This window comes from Antiquaquibacter metalliresistens, from assembly GCF_029211225.1.
Taxonomy (GTDB): Bacteria; Actinomycetota; Actinomycetes; order Actinomycetales; family Microbacteriaceae; genus Rhodoglobus; species Rhodoglobus metalliresistens.
On record NZ_JARGEM010000004.1, the window covers coordinates 167101 to 184683 of the forward strand.

Consider the following 17583-nt stretch of genomic DNA (forward strand, 5'->3'; position numbering starts at 1 on the left):
GCTACGGCGGATGTGGGGGGCCGGGGGGGCTAGCCGCGGTCCGGGAACCCACGCGGCATCCCACCCAGCACGGGGGCGAGGCGGTCCAGCCCGGCCTTCTCGAGCTCAAGGGCGGCGAACTCCCGCTCGCGGCGCAGCACCGCGACCGCGGCGAGGAACGGCTCGGCGCCCGACGCGGGCAGTGGCGAGACGCGCACGGCGACCTCGTTCGCGAGCTCCCGCGCGAGGCGCGCGCGCGAGTCCGGCGTCATGGCGCTGGCCTGGGCAAGGAACTGCGCCACGCGTCGCGCGAGCGCATCGGGGAGCTTCGCGACATCCGCGGTCCTCGACCACTCCACGAGCTCGAGCGGCATGCCGAAGGCCGGGGGCACGAGGCGCGCGACCCGCTCGTGCTGGCTGTAGGTTCCGGCGACGAGGTCGCCGAGCCGCTTCGCGCGCCCGTTGAGCAGGGCGATGATCGAGGCCATGCCGCCGAAGGTGAAGTAGATCTCGAACACACCCGTGAGCGCGCGGATGAAGGCGTGCCGGAACCCGATCGACCCACCATCGTCGCGCACCACCCGCGCACCGATGGCGAGCTTGCCGAGCGATTTGCCCTGCGTGAGGGTCTCGACCGCGGTCGGGATCACGACGATCGCGAGCACGAGACCGGTGATCGTGATCGCGCGGGTGATCGCCTCGTCGAGACCGAGCTGCCCGGCGAGGTTCAGGAACACGATCGCCAGCACGAGATACGTGCCGAAGTACACGAGCCAGTCGATGATCGCCCCCGCCGCACGCAGCACGAAGCTCGCGGGTCGAAGGTCGAGGGCGACCGCCTCGCCGGTGACGAGCTCGTCGAGGCGCTCATCGTGGGCAATCGCTCCGGATGCCGCGGCAGTGGCCATGCCATCATTGAACCAGATGGACCTTGACGCCTACACCGCCGCCCACCGCGCGGAGTGGGACCGCCTTGCCGAACTCGGGTCGCAGCGCCGCTTCAGCGGGGCGGAGGCGGATGAGCTCATCGAGGGGTACCAGTCCGGCGCGAGTCAGCTCTCGGCGATCCGCACCACCGCGGGCGCCTCGGTGCAGGGCGACCGCCTGTCGCTGTGGCTGAGCCGCGCGCGGCTACGGTTCACCGGTGCATCCGCGAACGTGCTGAGTCAACTGCCGCGGTTCTTCGTCGCGCAACTGCCCGCCGCCCTGTTTCGCATCCGCTGGTTGAGCCTCGCGGTCGCGCTCGCGACGGCGATCATCGCCGTGCTCTACGGCTTCTGGGCCGCGGCCAACCCCGCCGTGCTGGCCTCGATGGGCTCGACCGCGGAGCTCGAGCGGTACGCGAAGGAGGACTTCGTGAACTACTACTCCGAGAACTCCGGCACCTCGTTCACGGGGTTCGTCTGGACCAACAACGCGTGGCTCGCCGCCCAGTGCATCGCCTTCGGCATCGTCGGCGTCTACGCCCCCTACCTGCTCTTCACGAACGCGCAGCAGCTCGGACTCACCGCCGCGATCATGGCCGAGTTCGATCGGCTCGACGTGTTCTTCCTCTACATCGCCCCGCACGGACAGCTCGAGCTGTACTCGATCTTCGTCGCGGGTGCGACCGGGATGCGGATCTTCTGGGCCTGGATCGCTCCCGGCCCGCGCACCCGGGCCCAGTCGCTCGCGCACGAGGGCCGCGCGTTCTTCACGATCGTCGTAGGTCTCATCCTCGCGCTGCTCGTCTCCGGCATCATCGAGGGCTTCGTCACCCGTCAGGACTGGCCGTGGCCGATCAAGATCGGCATCGGCACGCTCGCGCTCGCCGCGTTCCTGGTCTACCAGTGGGTCGTCGGTCGCCGCGCCGCGCGAGCCGGCGAGACCGGCGACCTCGACGAGTTCGAGGCGGGGGCGCGGCAGCTCGTCGCGGGCTGACGGGACCTTCGTCCTTTTTTGAGTGATTCACGATAGGGCTAGACTCGGGTCGTGTCCATGGTGATCGAGCAGGAGCTGCGCGAGGCGGGCCTGCGCGTCACCGACGGTCGCACACGCGTCCTGCGGATGCTGGAGTCGCACCCGCACGCCGACGCGGCCACGCTCCATGCCGCGCTCAACGAACTCGGCCACCGCACCTCGGTGCAATCGGTGCACAACATCCTCGGCGACCTCGTGGACGCCGGGGTCATCCGCCGCATCGAACCGGCCGGTTCCGCCGCACGCTACGAGCGCCGCGCCCACGACAACCACCACCACATCGTCTGCACCTCGTGCTCGGCGATCGCCGACGTCGACTGCGCGGTCGGCGAGGCCCCCTGCCTGCATCCCGCCGACATGGCCGGGTTCACGATCGCCTCCGCGGAAGTGACCTTCTGGGGGCTGTGCGAGGACTGCGCCACCGACCGACCCATCCACTCATCCGAACCACTCACAACCGCACGCTAGGAGAACGCCATGTCCGACAACTTCACCACCACCCAGAGCGGGGCGCCCATCGGCAGCGACGCGCACTCGCTCACGACCGGGCCTGACGGTATCACCGCGCTGCACGACCGCGTGCTCGTCGAGAAGCTCGCCTCGTTCAACCGCGAGCGCGTGCCGGAGCGCAACCCGCACGCCAAGGGCGGCGGGGCGTTCGGCGAGTTCGAGGTCACCGAGGACGTCTCGAAGTACACGCGTGCCGCGGTCTTCCAGCCCGGCACGAAGTCCGAGATGCTCCTGCGTTTCTCGTCCGTGGCCGGCGAGCAGGGCTCGCCCGACACCTGGCGGGATGTGCGCGGCTACGCGCTGCGCTTCTACACGACCGAGGGCAACTACGACATCGTCGGCAACAACACCCCCGTGTTCTTCATCCGCGACGGCATGAAGTTCCCCGACTTCATCCACTCGCAGAAGCGCCTCGCGGGCTCGGGCCTGCGCGATGCCGACATGCAGTGGGACTTCTGGACCCTCTCGCCCGAGTCCGCCCACCAGGTGACCTACCTCATGGGTGACCGCGGCCTCTCCAAGTCGTGGCGGCACCTCAACGGCTACAGCTCGCACACCTACCAGTGGATCAACGCCGACGGTGAGCGCTTCTGGGTGCAGTACCACTTCAAGTCCCGCCTGGGCGTCGAGCGACTGGACCCGGCCGAGGCGGAGAAGCTCGCCGGTTCCGACGCGGACTACTACCGCCGCGACCTGCACGACGCGATCGAACGCGGGGACTTCCCGACCTGGGACGTCTTTGTGCAGATCATGCCCTACGAGGAGGCGAAGACCTACCGGTTCAACCCCTTCGACATCACGAAGGTGTGGCCGCACGCGGACTACCCGCTCATCAAGGTCGGCCACTACACCCTCAACCGCAACCCGCGGAACTTCTTCGCCGAGATCGAGCAGGCCGCCTTCTCGCCCTCCAACCTCGTTCCCGGCGTCGACATCAGCCCCGACAAGATGCTCATGGCCCGCGTGTTCGCCTACCCGGACGCCCAGCGCAACCGCATCGGCACGAACTACAACCAGCTGCCCGTGAACCAGCCGCATGCGGCCGAGGTGCGCAACTACCAGCACGAGGGCAGCATGCGCTACCAGTTCAGCGATGCCACGGCGCGCACCTACACGCCCAACTCCTACGGTGGGCCTGAGGCCGACCCGGCGCGCGCTGGCGAGGGCGGCTGGGAGACCGACGGCACGCTCATCCGTGCGGCGCAGACCCTGCACGCCGAGGATGACGACTTCGGCCAGGCCGGCACGCTCTATCGCGAGGTCTTCGACGACGAGTCGAAGGCGCGCCTGCTCGAGACGCTCGTGGGCCAGTACTCGGCCTTGACGGTCGCGGACATCAAGGCCCGCTTCATCCAGTACTGGACGAACGTGGATGCTGGCCTGGGCGCGAAGATCGCGGCGCGCGTCGGCGCCTGATCTGCAGCACGTGAGGAACGGCCGGTCCTTCGGGCCGGCCGTTCCCGCGTTCAGAGCCGCCCGGCGGCCTTGAGCGCGATGTAGGCGTCGGCGAGCGCCGGGGGGAGCTCCTGCGGCGCGCCCGTGACGACCTCTCCGCCCAGTTGCCGGATGGCGGCGGCGACGCGGGCCTGGTCGAGCAGCGCGCGCTCGGCGGAGGCGGCGAGGTAGACCTCATCGCGCGTGGTGCGGTGGCGGGTGGCATCCAGCACCGTCGGGTCGGTGACGGAGGAGACCACGACCGTGTGCTTGCGAGTCAGTTGCGGCAGCACGCCGAGCAGGCCCCGGGTCGCGCCGGGCGCGTCGATTGTGGTGGCGAGCACGACGAGCGCCTGGTGCGCCGTCACCGAGCGCACGAGCCCCGGCACCGCGGCCCAGTCCATCTCGATGAGCTCGGGCTCGATCGGGGCCATCGTCGAGACCATGCGCGAGAGCAGTTCGGCGCCGGTCGCGCCCTGCACGCGGCCACGCACTCGGCGGTCGAAGATGACGACATCGACGCGGTCCCCGGCGCTCGAGGCGAGGGCGGCCAGCAGCAGTGCCGACTCGAACGCCGTGTCGATGCGCGGTTCGTTGTCGATGCGGGCCGCCGACATGCGACCGCTGTCGATCAGGATGACGACCCGGCGATCCCGCTCCGGTCGCCACGTGCGCACGACGAGTTTCGGCCCCGTCGGCTCGAGTCGCCGCGCGGTCGCGCGCCAGTCGATCGAGCGCACATCGTCGCCGCGCACGTAGTCGCGCAGGCTGTCGAACTCGGTGCCCTGACCGCGCACCATGACGCTCGTGGCGCCATCGAGCTCGCGCAGTCTCGCGAGCCGGGAGGGCAGGTGCTTGCGGGAGTTGAAGGGCGGCAGCACCGAGATCGCGCCGGGCGCGGTGATCGTCGCTTGCCGCGCCGCGAGGCGCAGGGGGCCGAAGGAGCGGATCGTCACGTGTTCGGTTCGGCGCTCCCCACGTCTGAACGGACTCAGGCGCATGGTGATCGCGCGCCGCTCGCCCGCCGGCACATCGAGCCGCACGGCGCGGGGGCTCGCCCCGGCGGAAGGTTGCCAGCCGTCGCGGAGCACGCCGCGCACGCGACGGCCTCCCGCGTTCGTCACGATCAGCCCAGACTCGGCGCTCTCGCCGAGTCGAACGCGCCCCGGAAGCTCGCGCGCGAGCCGCACGCGCCGTGGTGACCCGGCGATGGCCAGATCGACGCCGGCGAGCACGAGCACGAACAGCAGCCACAGCACGAACACGATGGGCTCACCCGTGATCACGATCGGCAGCACGCCGAGCGCGAGGAGGGCGACGAAGAATCCGGAGAGGGCCATGGGCTTAGATCGGCACCCGTACCTGCTGCAGGATCGAACGCAGGATCGCGTCGGCCGAAATGCCCTCCAGCTCCGCCTCGGGACGCAACTGGATGCGGTGCCGCAGCACCGGCAATGCCATCGCCTGCACGTGGTCGGGGGTGACCCCGTCGACACCGCCCAGCCACGCCCAGGCCTTGCTGGCCGCCAGGAGGGCGACCGCACCGCGCGGGCTCACGCCGAGTTTGACCGAGGGGCTCTGCCGGGTGGCCCGCGCGAGGTCAACGGCGTAGCCGATGACATCCGCCGACGCGCCGACCTTGCCGACCGCGGCCTGCGCGGCGGCGAGCTGCGCCGCGTCGAGCACGGGAGTGACTCCCGCGGCGGCGAGGTCGCGTGGGTTGAAGCCGGCCGCGTGCCGCTCGAGCACGACGACCTCGTCGTCGCGCTCCGGCAGGTCGAGCACGAGCTTGAGCAGGAAGCGGTCGAGCTGTGCCTCGGGCAGCGTGTACGTGCCCTCGTACTCGATCGGGTTCATGGTCGCGGCGACCATGAACGGCACCGGCAGCTTACGGGTCTGCCCGTCGACGGAGACCTGACGTTCCTCCATCGCCTCGAGCAGCGCCGACTGGGTCTTCGGTGGCGTGCGGTTGATCTCGTCGGCGAGCAGGATGTTCGTGAACACCGGCCCCGGTCGGAACTCGAACTCGCCCGCCTTCGCGTCGTAGACGAGCGAGCCCGTGACATCCCCGGGCATGAGGTCCGGCGTGAACTGCACGCGCTTGGTCTCGAGCGACAGCGCCTGACTGAGGGTGCGCACGAGGAGGGTCTTCGCGACCCCGGGCACGCCCTCGAGCAACACGTGGCCGCCCGCGAGCAAGGCGATGGTCAGGCCGGTGACCGCCGGCTCCTGGCCGACCACGGCCTTGCCGACCTCCGTGCGCAACTGGGCGAAGGCATCCCGCAACTGGGCATCGGTCATCGTGCGATTCTTCCTTACGGTCGGCGCGCGCGGTCGACGGCGCGTTCAAGGGTGAGCAGGGCATCGGAGAGGGACATGAGTTCGGCGTCGGTCGCGGGCACCGCATCGACGAGCAGCCGACGGATGCCGCCCACCTGTTCTCCGGTGAGGGCCGCGACCGCGCCGATCACGTCGTCGACGGTCGCGGCGCGGGGCAGCCCGCACGACTCCGCGAGCCGCTGGAGCGATCCGACTCGCAGCGCATCGAGCGCACGGAGCCGTGACGACGACTTCTCGTAGAGTCGCGCGCGGCCGAGCATCGTCTCGCTGGCTCGCACCGTCACCGGCAGGTTCTCGATCACGAGCGGTCCGAGCCGGCGACCGCGCCAGAACGCCGCCGCGACGAAGCAGATGAGTAGCAGTGCCAGCGCCGGCGTGACCCACGCCGGGGTGAGTTCGCCGAGGGTGGCCGGCGGCGCCTGGGGCAGGTCGGCGAAGCTCGGCAGGTACCACACCAGGTGCTCGTGCTCGCCGAGCAGCCCGAGGGCGAGGGCCGCGTTGCCGTCCTGGATGATGACCTCGTTGCTGAGCGCGGCCGTGGTTCCCAGAACGGTCAGTCCGCCCGGCAGGGACACGAGCGAGACGACATCGTCGCCGGAGCCGAAGCAGCCGATCGCGCCCGCATCCTCGTCGAGGATGCGGTATCCCGACGCGTCGCCGGAGACGGTGCCGGCGCGGCTGGCCGCGGGGATGCCGCACCCGGCCTCCAGCGAGCCCTCCACCACACCGGCCTGCGCCACCGCCGGTGCCACCGCCTGCAACTGCGCGAATCCCGGGTCGATGAGCACCACCGTGCCGGCAAGCGAGACCGCCTGGCGCAGTTGCTCGTCCTCGAGGTACCCGCCGAGGTCGTGCAGCACCAGGGTGGTGTCATCCGCAGAGCCGATCGCCTGCCGGGTGTCGGCGAGGTTGTCGGTGACGATCACCTCGACGCCCTGCTGGCGCAGCACCTCCGCGAGCGCCATCGCGCCGCCGGGCGCGGGGTCCGTGGGGTCGAGGGGCTGACCTGCACTCGATGAACCCACCGAGAGCAGCGTCACGACCGCGATGACGGCGGCGAAGGTCGCGACCGCGACCCAGAACAGCGCGCGCTTGAGCACGCGTCCCGTGGTCGGGGTGACCACCAGCTGCGTCGTCATGACCCGACCGGCTCGAGGGCGGGCCGCGCGCCGCGCACCTCGGCGGCCAGCTCGGCGATCGCGCGGTACTGCTCCGCCGAACCGACGTGACCGAGGTAGCGCACCCCGTCGAACGTCACGGCGCTGACGGCGAGCGGTTCCGCCAGTGCCGGCAGCGCGCGACCGGCACGCGACGCGAAGTCGTGCGCCGTGGTGCCCGGACTGGTCGTGACGATGGTGCGTTCGGCGAGGTCGCGGGCGATCGAGCGGAAGGCCTCCGTGATGGCGAGCGACCAGTCGCCTCGGCGCGCCGCCGCCTCGGCGTCACGGGCGATCCTGGCCGCCGAGCGATGGTCGTCCTCGCCGAAGAGTGCTCCGGCGACGGCGCTGCGCCGGTTCAGTCGCGGCAGACCGAAGATCAGGATCGCGACCACGATGCCGACCACGATGAGCGCGACGACGAACCCGAGCGCCAGCGCGGGCGGGCCCTCCAGGTCGCCGAAGCGCAGTGAGGCGATCCACTCGCCGATCGCCTGCGCGATGCGGTCGAAGAGGGTGGGCTTCGCAGCCTGGTAGACGGGCTTGGCGAGCTCCTCGATCAGCCACTGCGCGGCTTCCGGCGGCTCCGGGTCGACGGGGACGTCGATGGGGAGGCCGGCGAGGCTCACGCCCAGGGCGCGCCTTCCGCCGCGGCAGCCGGTGCCCCGCCGGCCTTCGCGAGGTACGGGTCGGGCACGGTCGCGTCCCCGGCCTGGCGCGCCTCCACGAAGCGGATGAGTTCGAGGTCGAGTCCCTCCTTGCGCATGCGGATGTCGATGTAGATGAGCGCCGGGGTCGACGACATGATCACCGCGGAGATCGCGCCGAAGACCACGGAGAGCACGATCGTGAGGAAGTACACCACGATCCCGGCGACGGCGAGGCCGGTGTTGTCGCCGTTGGGATTGATGAGGAAGGCGCCGAAGCTGATGATGAGCTGCAGCGGCGCCGCGATGATGCCAGCCACGGTCTGCACGATCACCGATACGAGCAGGATGATGCCGAAGGTCTTCCAGAAGTAGCCGCCGGTCAGCGACCAGGAACGCGCGATCGCGGCGCGCAGCGGCAGCCGCTCGAGCATGAGCACGCTCGGCACCAGCGCGAGCTTCGTCGACAGCCATGCGAAGAGCACCACGGCCCCGAGCGTGAGCAGCAGTCCCAGCAGCACGCCGATCACGAGGCCGGCGGTGCCGCCGAACACGATGATCAGGCCGAGCAGCACGGCGACGATCACGAGGGCGGCGATGACGACACCGGTGATGAGCAGCGACCAGCCGATGAGCGCACCGATGCGGCCCTTCGCGCCGGCCCACAGCCCGGGCAGTCGCAGCTTCTCGCCGACGGTGCCGCGGGCGACCTCGAGCGAGACGATCCCCTGCAGGATCGCGGTGCCCACGATGCCGAGCGCGACGGGCACGAGGGACGACAGCACGATCATCGCGACCGATCCCGCGGCGAGGGCGTCGGCATCCGCGTCGCTGGCGTTGAGGGTGCGGGCGATGGCGAAGAACGAGACGAGACCGACGATCACGAGGGTCAGCAGCATGATCGCGCCGGTGATCAGCAGGGAGAACCCGAAGGTGGGTCGGGGATTGCGGCGCAGCACCTGGAACGCGGCTCCGAGCAGCGTGCCGAGCGTGAGGGGGCGCAACGGGATGAGGCCGGGCTTCGGAGGCGGCGTCCAGCCCGGTGCCGGAGCACTGGGGCCGTATCCTGTCGCGGCCGCAGGCGGCGCGCTGTTCTCCGCCGGCCCTGCCGGCGGCTGCCAGGATGTGCTGTCAGACACGCTCGCCCTCCCTCGCGGCCTCCGGCCGACGCCATCATGCTGTCACACTCGGGTTACGCTTGTGCGAAAGCTCGACGCGGTCGACCGCGCCCGGGCTCGAGTGGGATGCGAGGCCATGTGAACGCGCGAATCCTGGTGGTCGACGACGACACCGCGCTCGCCGAGATGATCGGCATCGTGCTGCGTGGTGAAGGGTTCGAACCGACGTTCTGCGACGACGGCGCACTCGCGCTCGCCGCCTTCCGCGACTCGAGCCCCGACCTCGTGCTGCTCGACCTCATGCTGCCCGGCATGGACGGCATCGAGGTGTGCGCCCGCATCCGCGAGGAGTCCGGGGTGCCCATCATCATGCTCACGGCAAAGAGCGACACGGCGGATGTCGTCAAGGGGCTCGAATCGGGTGCGGACGACTACGTGGTGAAGCCGTTCAACCCGAAGGAACTCGTGGCTCGCGTGCGCACGCGACTGCGACCGGCGCCCCCTACCACCAGCGGACCGTTGCAGATCGGCGACCTCACGCTCGACGTCGCGGGCCACGAGGTGCGGCGCGGCGATACGCGCATCAACCTGACCCCGCTCGAGTTCGAACTGCTGCTCGCCCTCGCGGCGAAGCCGGAGCAGGTCTTCACGCGCGAGATGTTGCTCGAGCAGGTGTGGGGCTACCACTACAAGGCGGACACCAGGCTCGTCAACGTGCATGTGCAGCGTCTGCGGGCGAAGGTCGAGCACGATCCGGACAACCCGAGCATCATCATGACGGTGCGCGGCGTCGGCTACCGCGCGGGCAGCACACCGTAGGCGATGCGCGGTCTCGACTGGCGTGCCGCACTCGCGCGGGTGATGGAGCTGTGGCGCTCGTCGCTGCAGGTGCGCACGGTCGCCATCACGGTGCTGCTCTCCGGGCTTGCGGTCGCGATCATCGGCACCTCCATGGCGATCAGCGTCGGCTCCAACCTGTTCACCGCTCGCCGGGTGCAGTTGACCGCCACTACCGAGAATGCCAACCTCGCCGCGCAGCGTGTGTTCGACCAGGCCGCGGAACAGCTGAGCCCGGAGGATCCCGACGTCACCATCGGCGCGGCGGCCGTGGCGATCTCGAACGCCGCACCGGGCGCTTGGTTCACGATCCCGCCGGCCCAGGGCCAGGCGGGCATCACCTCCGGCCTCGACCAGTCGGAGTCCCTGATCTCGAGCGAGCTGCGCGATGCGGTGCGCGACTCCGAGGAGCCGCGCACGTTCTCGCAACCCGTGGCGTTGCCGCAGGACGACGGCTCGACGCATCCCGGTCTCGTCGTGGGGTCGACGCTCGACATCCGGGGCGACCGCTACGAGCTGTACCTCGTCTACGACAACATCGATGCGCAGGAGACCCTGGGCTTCGTGCAGCAGACCCTGGTGATCGGCGGGCTCGCACTCGTGCTGCTCATCGCGGCCGTGACGTTCATCGTGGTGCGGCTCGTGGTCGGGCCGGTGCAGCTGGCTGCCCAGACCAGCGAGCAGCTCGCCGCCGGCGATCTGACCGTGCGCATCCCGGTGAAGGGCGACGACGTCATCGCCACCCTCGCGCGCTCGTTCAACGGGATGGCCACGAGCCTGCAGAACCAGATCACCCGCCTCGCCTCGCTCTCCCAGGTGCAGCAGCGCTTCGTCTCCGACGTCTCCCACGAGCTGCGCACCCCGCTGACGACCATCCGGCTGGCCGGTGACGTGCTCTACGACCAGCGCGAGAGCTTTCCGCCGGCCACGGCGCGCACCGCGGAGCTGCTCCACACCCAGGTCGAGCGCTTCGAGACGCTGCTCGCCGACCTGCTCGAGATGAGCCGATACGACGCCGGCGCTGTCGAGATGGATGCCGAACCCACCAACCTCGTGCGCCTGGCCGAGGAGGCGATCGACATGGTGCGCGCCCTCGCGGAGTCGAAGGGCTCGCAACTGCGACTGGTGGCACCCGGTGGGTACTTCGAGGCCGAAGTGGACTCGCGTCGCATCCGTCGCATCCTGCAGAACCTGCTCGGCAACGCCATCGATCACGGCGAGGGCCGACCCATCGTGGTGTGGATCGACAGCGATGCCGACGCGGTGGCGATCGCGGTGCGCGACTACGGTGTCGGCATGACGCCCGAGGCGATGGCGCGGGTCTTCGACCGATTCTGGCGGGCCGACCCCTCTCGGCAGCGCAGCACGGGCGGCACCGGCCTCGGCCTCGCCATCGCGCTCGAGGACTCCGCCCTGCACGGCGGCTGGCTCGAGGTGTGGTCGGCCGAAGGCGAGGGCTCGTGCTTCAGGCTGACCCTCCCGCGGGTGCGCGGGGCCGTGCTGACCTCCTCGCCGCTGGAGCTGCCCCCCGATGACGGGCCGCCGATCGAGGAGGTGCCGCATGCGTAGGGCATCGTTGTCCGCCGGGGTCGCGGTGCTCGTGCTGGCCCTCGCCGCGTGCGTCGGCATCCCGACGTCCGGCGGCGTTCAGGCCGGGCCGGTGATCGACGAGCAGCTGGAACCCGAGGTGGTCGTGCTCGCCTCCGGACCGGTCGCGGGTTCCGACCAGGAGCGGATCCTCACCGACTTCATGCAGGCGGTTCGCAGCCCGCAGAACGACTACGCGATCGCCCAGCAGTTCCTCACCCCGCAGCTGCGGTCCACCTGGGACCCGAACGCGAGCACCATCATCCGCTCGAGCGAGACGCACGCGCCGGCGGCGGCCGCCAACACCTGGACCTACACCGTCGCGACGCGGGCCAGCGTCGACGGCGAGGGACGGTACACGCTACAGGATTCCTCGAGCCTCACCCTGACCTTCGGGTTCGAGCAGGTCGACGGCGAGTGGCGCATCAGCCAGGCCGCCGACGGCATCGTGCTCTCCCAGTCCAGTTTCGATGTCGCGTTCCGCGAGCAGCCGCTGTACTTCTTCGATCCGAGCCACGCCTTCCTCGTGCCGGACGTGCGGTGGTTCCCGGCGCGCGCGACGGCGCCCATCCGCGTCGTGCGCGCGCTGCTCAACGGACCGACGAACTGGTTGCAGGGGGCGGTGCAGACCGCGTTCCCCGTCGCGACCACCCTGGGCGAGGGCTCGGTGGATGTCACGGGCAACACCGCGACCGTCGATCTCAGTGCCGAGGCGCTCGCCGCGGGCACCACGGAGCTCGACCGCATGCGGCAGCAGCTGGCGGCCACGCTCGACACGCCTAACGTGACGATGACCGTCGGCGGCCGGGCGCTGCCGAGCGCCGACCCTTCGGGCAACGACGCGATCGTCGACCCCGCGGTCGACAGCGCCGCGCTGGTCGGCGTCGGCGACCAGTTCGGATTCGACGGCGGCGCTGGCGTGACACCGATCGACGGTCTGAGTCAGAAGGTCGTCGAAGCCGGAGCGGATGCCGCGGTGCTCGCCCGTGATCGCACCGCGGTCGCCTTCCGCTCCGCCGATGGCGTCGGCGTCGCGACGATCACCGACGAGCCGGTGCTCCTCGACCGGCGGCCGGGGCTGGCGGTGCCTTCCATCGACCCGTTCCTGTTCGTGTGGTCGGCCCAGGCGGGCAGTGCGGCCTCGTTGACGACCTTCGAGCTGGACGGCTCATCCCACTCGATCCAATCCGCGCTCCCGAGCGATGCCACGGTCGTCTCGCTCGATGTCTCCCGCGACGGAACACGGCTGCTGCTCTACCTCTCCTCGCCCGTGGGCCCGCAGTTGCTGGTCGCCGGCATCGTGCGGCAGGAGAACGTGCCGACGGCGCTCGGTCCGCTCATCCCGCTCGGCGTGCCGACCGCAACGCCGGTCGACGCCACCTGGGTCGACGACCGCACCGTCGCCACCCTCTCGGCCGATGGCGCAGTCACCGCATTCGAGGTCGGCGGCCCGAGCGCGGCGCTGGGGCAGGTCGCCGGCGGGGTCTCGATCGTGGGCGGCAACAACGGTACCGACGGCCTCCGGGTGCTCGCCGGTGGCGAGATCTGGCGACCGCAGGGCAGCTCCGGTTGGGTCTCGACGCTCATCCCCGCCTCATACCTGGCCACCAAGCAGTAGTTCTCCACACTTCCGCAGACGTGGCACGTGCGTGCCCGCGCGGTCGCGGAGGCTCTCCTGGTGACTTGGCGCGACGCGATCCTCGACGCCTGGAGCGTGCTGTTCCCGGTCGACTGCGCGGGGTGCGGGCAGCACGATCGCGCCCTCTGCCCGCACTGCCGGGCGGCACTGCTGCCGACACCCACGCTGCACAGCACCCCGGGCGGTCTCCAGGTGTGGTGCGGGCTGCGCTACGAGGGCGCGGTGCGCCGGGTGCTGCTGGCGTTGAAAGAGCAGGAGCGCACGGATGTCGCGCCAGCCCTCGCCACGAGCCTCGCCGCCGCGGTGGCCGCCGCCGCCCCACCGCCCGGTACCGCGATCACCGCCGTGCCCTCGAGCCGCGCCGCCTACCGCCGCCGGGGATACGACCCCGTCGCGCTCCTGGCCCGCAGGGCGGGGCTGCGGTCGCAGCGAGTGCTGCGGCACGCCCGCAGCACTGCCCGTCAGAAGTCCCTCGGCGTCGCGGACCGGGCGGCCAATGTGCGTGGCGCGCTCGCCGCGCCGCGGCCGCTCGAGGGCAGCGCCTTCCTGATCATCGACGACGTGCTCACCACCGGCGCGACGCTCGACGAGGCCGCGCGAGCCGTGCGCGCCGCCGGTGGCGTGGTCATCGGCGGGGCAACCTTGGCGTTCACTCCGAGGCTGCATCCGATCCGTGACACGGCTCCCGCACAGGACTACGGTGGGCCTCAAGGCGCGCAACGAAGCACCGCCTGGACTGGACCCTTCAGCCCCGGCGGTGGCGCATAAGGCACGGGGAGGTCGCCATGGACATCACGATCACTGGACGCAACCTTGGGGTCACGGATCGCTTTCGCGATTACGCGACCGAGAAGGCGGAGAAGATCGATCACCTCGCCGAACGGGCCATCGCCTTCGAGGTGAAGGTCTCCCGTCACCACGAGACGCGAGGCGCCACCGGCGACGATCGCGTCGAGCTCACCCTGATCGGGCCGGGCCCCCTCGTGCGCGCCGAGTCCGACGGCTCGGACAAGTACGTCGCGTTCGACCTGGCGATGGCCAAGCTCGTGGAGCGCATCCGCCAGTCCAAGGACCGCAAGAAGGTGCACCGCGGCCAGCACCGCCCGGTGTCGCTGCGCGAGGCATCCGCCGACGGCTTCCGTGTCGTCGACATCACGCCGGCCAGCCCCGACGTGATCGAGGCGGTCGCGACCGGCGAGATCCCGGTGCAGGCGGCACCGGAGCCCGGCGAGGAAGGCTACTCGCCGGTCGTCATCCGCAAGAAGGTGTTCCCCTCGTCGACGATGACGGTCGAGGATGCCGTGGACCACATGGAGCTCGTCGGCCACGACTTCTTCCTCTTCATCGACGCGACCACCGATCGCCCGAGCGTGGTCTACCGCCGCAAGGGCTGGGACTACGGAGTCATCTCTCTGGAGGACGAGGCCGCGCCGGTGGGCCGCAGTTCGCGCAGAGCGAGCGCCGGATAGCGCGCGGGGGAGGGCTTCACAGCCTCGCGTTGGTACTATTACAGGCCGGTAACAGACCCGGACGACTGGAGTAATCGGTGGCCAACGTACTCGAGCGCGCGCTCCGTGTCGGCGAGGGACGGCTTCTTCGCCGCCTCAAGAACTACGCGGATGCGGTGAACCACCTCGAAGACGACTTCAAGGAGCTCTCCGACGACGATCTCAAGCACGAGACCGTCGAGTTCCGCGAGCGTTACGCCAAGGGCGAGTCCCTCGAGGATCTGCTGCCCGAGGCGTTCGCCGCGGTGCGCGAGGCGGCCGTGCGCACGCTCGGCATGCGGCACTTCGATGTGCAGCTGATGGGCGGCGCTGCCCTGCACCTGGGCAACATCGCCGAGATGAAGACCGGCGAGGGCAAGACGCTCGTCGCGACGCTCGCGGCCTACCTCAACGCCATCCCGGCGCGCGGCGTGCACGTGATCACGGTGAACGACTACCTGGCCAGCTACCAGTCCGAGTTGATGGGGCGCGTGTTCCGAGCGCTCGGGATGACCACGGGCGTCATCCTCTCCGGGCAGACCCCGGCGGAGCGTCGTGAGCAGTACGCGTGCGACATCACCTACGGCACGAACAACGAGTTCGGCTTCGACTACCTGCGCGACAACATGGCCTGGCAGGCCCAGGACATGGTGCAGCGCGGCCACCACTATGCGATCGTCGACGAGGTCGACTCGATCCTCATCGACGAGGCGCGCACCCCGCTGATCATCTCGGGCCCGTCGTCGGGCGAGGCCAACCGGTGGTTCACCGAGTTCGCCAACATCGCCACCAAGCTCGTGCCCGACGTCGACTACGAGGTCGACGAGAAGAAGCGCACCGTCGGCGTGCTCGAGCCCGGCATCGAGAAGGTCGAGGACTACCTCGGCATCGACAACCTCTACGAGTCCGCGAACACGCCGCTGATCTCCTTCCTCAACAACTCGATCAAGGCGCGAGCCCTGTTCAAGAAGGACAAGGACTACGTCGTGATGAACGGCGAGGTGCTCATCGTCGACGAGCACACCGGCCGCATCCTGATGGGCCGTCGCTACAACGAGGGCATCCACCAGGCGATCGAGGCCAAGGAGGGGGTCGCGGTCAAGGCCGAGAACCAGACGCTCGCCACGGTGACCCTGCAGAACTACTTCCGGCTCTACAACAAGCTCTCCGGCATGACCGGTACCGCCGAGACCGAGGCGGCCGAGTTCATGTCGACCTACAAGCTCGGCGTCGTGCCCATCCCCACCAACAAGCCGATGCTGCGCAAGGACCAGTCCGACCTCGTCTACAAGAACGAGCAGGCCAAGTTCGAGCAGGTCGTCGAGGACATCGTGCGTCGTCACGAGGTCGGCCAGCCGGTGCTGGTCGGCACCACGAGCGTCGAGAAGAGCGAGTTGCTCTCGAAGATGCTCGCCAAGAAGGGCATCAAACACGAGGTGCTCAACGCCAAGAACCACGCGCGCGAGGCGGCGATCGTCGCCCAGGCAGGGCGCCTGGGTTCCGTGACCGTCGCGACGAACATGGCGGGGCGTGGCACCGACGTCATGCTCGGCGGCAACGCGGAGTTCCTCGCGGTCGCGAAGATGAACGCGCAGGGCCTCAGCCCCGTCGAGACCCCGGAAGAGTACGAGGCGGCCTGGGACGAGGTCTACGAGCAGGTCAAGGCCGAGGTCGAGGTCGAGGCGGCGAAGGTCATCGAGGTCGGCGGACTCTACGTGCTGGGCACGGAACGCCACGAGTCCCGTCGCATCGACAACCAGCTCCGCGGGCGCTCCGGACGACAGGGCGACCCGGGCGAGAGCCGGTTCTACCTCTCCCTGCAGGACGACCTCATGCGCCTGTTCAACTCCGGCGCGGCCGAGGCGCTCATGGGTCGCAGCAACGTGCCGGACGATCTCGCGATCGAATCGAAGGTCGTCAGCCGCGCCATCCGGTCGGCCCAGTCGCAGGTCGAGGCGCGCAACGCCGAGATCCGCAAGAACGTGCTCAAGTACGACGATGTGCTCAACCGTCAGCGCGAGGCGATCTATGGGGACCGACGCCACATCCTCGAGGGCGACGACCTCAAGGATCGCGTGCAGCAGTTCCTCGAAGACGTCATCACCGAGGTCGTCGAGGTGCACACCGCCGAGGGCCACTCCGAGGACTGGGACCTGCCGGCGCTGTGGGCCGAGCTCAAGACGCTGTACCCGATCACCCTCACGATCGATGAGGTGCTCGCCGAGGCGGGCACCCGCAACAAGGTGACCACGCAGTTCCTGGCTCGCGAGGTGCTCTCCGACGCCAAGATCGCCTACGACCGTCGCGAGCAGCAGCTCGGCGAACCGGCGATGCGAGAACTCGAGCGTCGCGTCGTGCTCAGCGTGATCGACCGCCGTTGGCGCGACCACCTCTACGAGATGGACTACCTCAAAGACGGCATCGGCCTGCGGGCGATGGCCCAGCGCGACCCGCTCGTCGAGTACCAGCGCGAGGGCTTCGCGATGTACCAGTCGATGATGGGGTCGATCCGCGAGGAGTCCGTCGGCTTCCTGTTCAACCTCGAGGTCGAGGTCACCGGCGGGGCCGGTGTGCAGGCTCGCGGTCTCGCGCAGCCGGCGGCACCGGCATCCCAGCTGACCTACACGGCGCCGAACGCGGATGCCGCTGGCGCCGTCGAGGTGCGCAACGAGCGCGGGCAGGTGGAGCGTGCCGCCACGGCGCGGGCCCAGCAGCAGCAGACCCGTCAGGCTGCGGCGCTGAACCCCGCGTTCGCGCAGCCGACCGGACAGCCGCAGCCCGCCGCACAGGGCGAGCGGGGGGCGTTCGGACAGCGGGCGGCAACGCCGGATGCGCCACCGCAGAACCGTGCCCAGCGTCGTGCTCAGGAGAAGAAGGGCCGCTAGCCGC

15 protein-coding genes are annotated in these 17583 nt (G+C 70.1%); 9 read left to right on the plus strand and 6 right to left on the minus strand.

What is annotated here, in order from left to right; genetic code table 11:
* Positions 1–29: 29 nt before the first annotated feature.
* The gene (locus PYV02_RS08840; RefSeq protein ID WP_275758250.1) at positions 30–887 is read right to left on the minus strand and encodes an RDD family protein; all 858 of its coding nucleotides are present in this window, start codon (positions 885–887) and stop codon (positions 30–32) included.
* Positions 888–903: 16 nt separating this feature from the next.
* Here PYV02_RS08840 and PYV02_RS08845 point away from each other — a divergent pair, with 16 nt between their 5' ends.
* The 3 genes from PYV02_RS08845 to PYV02_RS08855 are packed head-to-tail and all read left to right on the plus strand — an operon-like array spanning position 904 to position 3864.
* Complete coding sequence (locus PYV02_RS08845) at positions 904–1899, plus strand: stage II sporulation protein M (protein ID WP_275758252.1); 996 nt, start codon at positions 904–906, stop codon at positions 1897–1899.
* A 57-nt stretch (positions 1900–1956) separates the two neighbouring features.
* Complete coding sequence (locus tag PYV02_RS08850) at positions 1957–2406, plus strand: Fur family transcriptional regulator (RefSeq protein ID WP_275758708.1); 450 nt, start codon at positions 1957–1959, stop codon at positions 2404–2406.
* A gap of 9 nt (positions 2407–2415) precedes the next feature.
* Positions 2416–3864 (plus strand): catalase, encoded by a 1449-nt coding sequence (locus tag PYV02_RS08855; protein WP_275758254.1) that lies wholly within the window; start codon positions 2416–2418, stop codon positions 3862–3864.
* Between the two features lie 50 nt (positions 3865–3914).
* Here PYV02_RS08855 and PYV02_RS08860 read toward each other — a convergent pair whose 3' ends face one another.
* Genes PYV02_RS08860 through PYV02_RS08880 form a run of 5 tightly spaced genes read right to left on the minus strand, consistent with a single transcriptional unit; the run spans position 3915 to position 9165 of the window.
* The gene (locus PYV02_RS08860) at positions 3915–5222 is read right to left on the minus strand and encodes a DUF58 domain-containing protein (RefSeq protein ID WP_275758256.1); all 1308 of its coding nucleotides are present in this window, start codon (positions 5220–5222) and stop codon (positions 3915–3917) included.
* Positions 5223–5226: 4 nt separating this feature from the next.
* Complete coding sequence (locus PYV02_RS08865) at positions 5227–6183, minus strand: AAA family ATPase (RefSeq protein WP_275758258.1); 957 nt, start codon at positions 6181–6183, stop codon at positions 5227–5229.
* A gap of 14 nt (positions 6184–6197) precedes the next feature.
* The gene (locus tag PYV02_RS08870; RefSeq protein ID WP_275758259.1) at positions 6198–7361 is read right to left on the minus strand and encodes a DUF4350 domain-containing protein; all 1164 of its coding nucleotides are present in this window, start codon (positions 7359–7361) and stop codon (positions 6198–6200) included.
* On the minus strand, positions 7358–8008 hold the full coding sequence (locus PYV02_RS08875) for a DUF4129 domain-containing protein (RefSeq protein ID WP_275758261.1): 651 nt from the start codon (positions 8006–8008) through the stop codon (positions 7358–7360). The genes PYV02_RS08870 and PYV02_RS08875 overlap by 4 nt, the downstream gene beginning before the upstream one ends.
* Entirely contained in the window at positions 8005–9165 is a 1161-nt protein-coding gene (locus PYV02_RS08880; RefSeq protein WP_275758263.1) for a hypothetical protein, read from the minus strand. The genes PYV02_RS08875 and PYV02_RS08880 overlap by 4 nt, the downstream gene beginning before the upstream one ends.
* A gap of 117 nt (positions 9166–9282) precedes the next feature.
* Here PYV02_RS08880 and mtrA point away from each other — a divergent pair, with 117 nt between their 5' ends.
* The 6 genes from mtrA to secA all read left to right on the plus strand — a co-directional run bounded on the left by mtrA (position 9283) and on the right by secA (position 17579).
* Positions 9283–9963, plus strand: a complete 681-nt coding sequence (gene mtrA, locus PYV02_RS08885) for an MtrAB system response regulator MtrA (RefSeq protein ID WP_275758265.1) — start codon at positions 9283–9285, stop codon at positions 9961–9963.
* A 3-nt stretch (positions 9964–9966) separates the two neighbouring features.
* Positions 9967–11550: an MtrAB system histidine kinase MtrB gene (mtrB, locus tag PYV02_RS08890; protein WP_275758267.1), complete on the plus strand. Its 1584-nt coding sequence runs from the start codon at positions 9967–9969 to the stop codon at positions 11548–11550.
* On the plus strand, positions 11543–13186 hold the full coding sequence (locus PYV02_RS08895) for an LpqB family beta-propeller domain-containing protein (protein WP_275758268.1): 1644 nt from the start codon (positions 11543–11545) through the stop codon (positions 13184–13186). The genes mtrB and PYV02_RS08895 overlap by 8 nt, the downstream gene beginning before the upstream one ends.
* Before the next feature lie 60 nt (positions 13187–13246).
* Complete coding sequence (locus PYV02_RS08900) at positions 13247–13975, plus strand: ComF family protein (protein WP_275758270.1); 729 nt, start codon at positions 13247–13249, stop codon at positions 13973–13975.
* A gap of 17 nt (positions 13976–13992) precedes the next feature.
* On the plus strand, positions 13993–14676 hold the full coding sequence (hpf, locus tag PYV02_RS08905) for a ribosome hibernation-promoting factor, HPF/YfiA family (RefSeq protein ID WP_275758272.1): 684 nt from the start codon (positions 13993–13995) through the stop codon (positions 14674–14676).
* Between the two features lie 77 nt (positions 14677–14753).
* Complete coding sequence (gene secA / locus PYV02_RS08910; RefSeq protein ID WP_275758274.1) at positions 14754–17579, plus strand: preprotein translocase subunit SecA; 2826 nt, start codon at positions 14754–14756, stop codon at positions 17577–17579.
* Positions 17580–17583: the final 4 nt, after the last annotated feature.

Coding starts and splice junctions, on each gene's coding strand:
- PYV02_RS08840 (WP_275758250.1), bottom strand. CDS start 887: ATGGCCACTGCCGCGGCATCCGGAGCGATTGCCCACGATGAGCGCCTC.
- PYV02_RS08845 (WP_275758252.1), top strand. CDS start 904: ATGGACCTTGACGCCTACACCGCCGCCCACCGCGCGGAGTGGGACCGC.
- PYV02_RS08850 (WP_275758708.1), top strand. CDS start 1,957: ATGGTGATCGAGCAGGAGCTGCGCGAGGCGGGCCTGCGCGTCACCGAC.
- PYV02_RS08855 (WP_275758254.1), top strand. CDS start 2,416: ATGTCCGACAACTTCACCACCACCCAGAGCGGGGCGCCCATCGGCAGC.
- PYV02_RS08860 (WP_275758256.1), bottom strand. CDS start 5,222: ATGGCCCTCTCCGGATTCTTCGTCGCCCTCCTCGCGCTCGGCGTGCTG.
- PYV02_RS08865 (WP_275758258.1), bottom strand. CDS start 6,183: ATGACCGATGCCCAGTTGCGGGATGCCTTCGCCCAGTTGCGCACGGAG.
- PYV02_RS08870 (WP_275758259.1), bottom strand. CDS start 7,361: ATGACGACGCAGCTGGTGGTCACCCCGACCACGGGACGCGTGCTCAAG.
- mtrB (WP_275758267.1), top strand. CDS start 9,967: ATGCGCGGTCTCGACTGGCGTGCCGCACTCGCGCGGGTGATGGAGCTG.
- PYV02_RS08895 (WP_275758268.1), top strand. CDS start 11,543: ATGCGTAGGGCATCGTTGTCCGCCGGGGTCGCGGTGCTCGTGCTGGCC.
- hpf (WP_275758272.1), top strand. CDS start 13,993: ATGGACATCACGATCACTGGACGCAACCTTGGGGTCACGGATCGCTTT.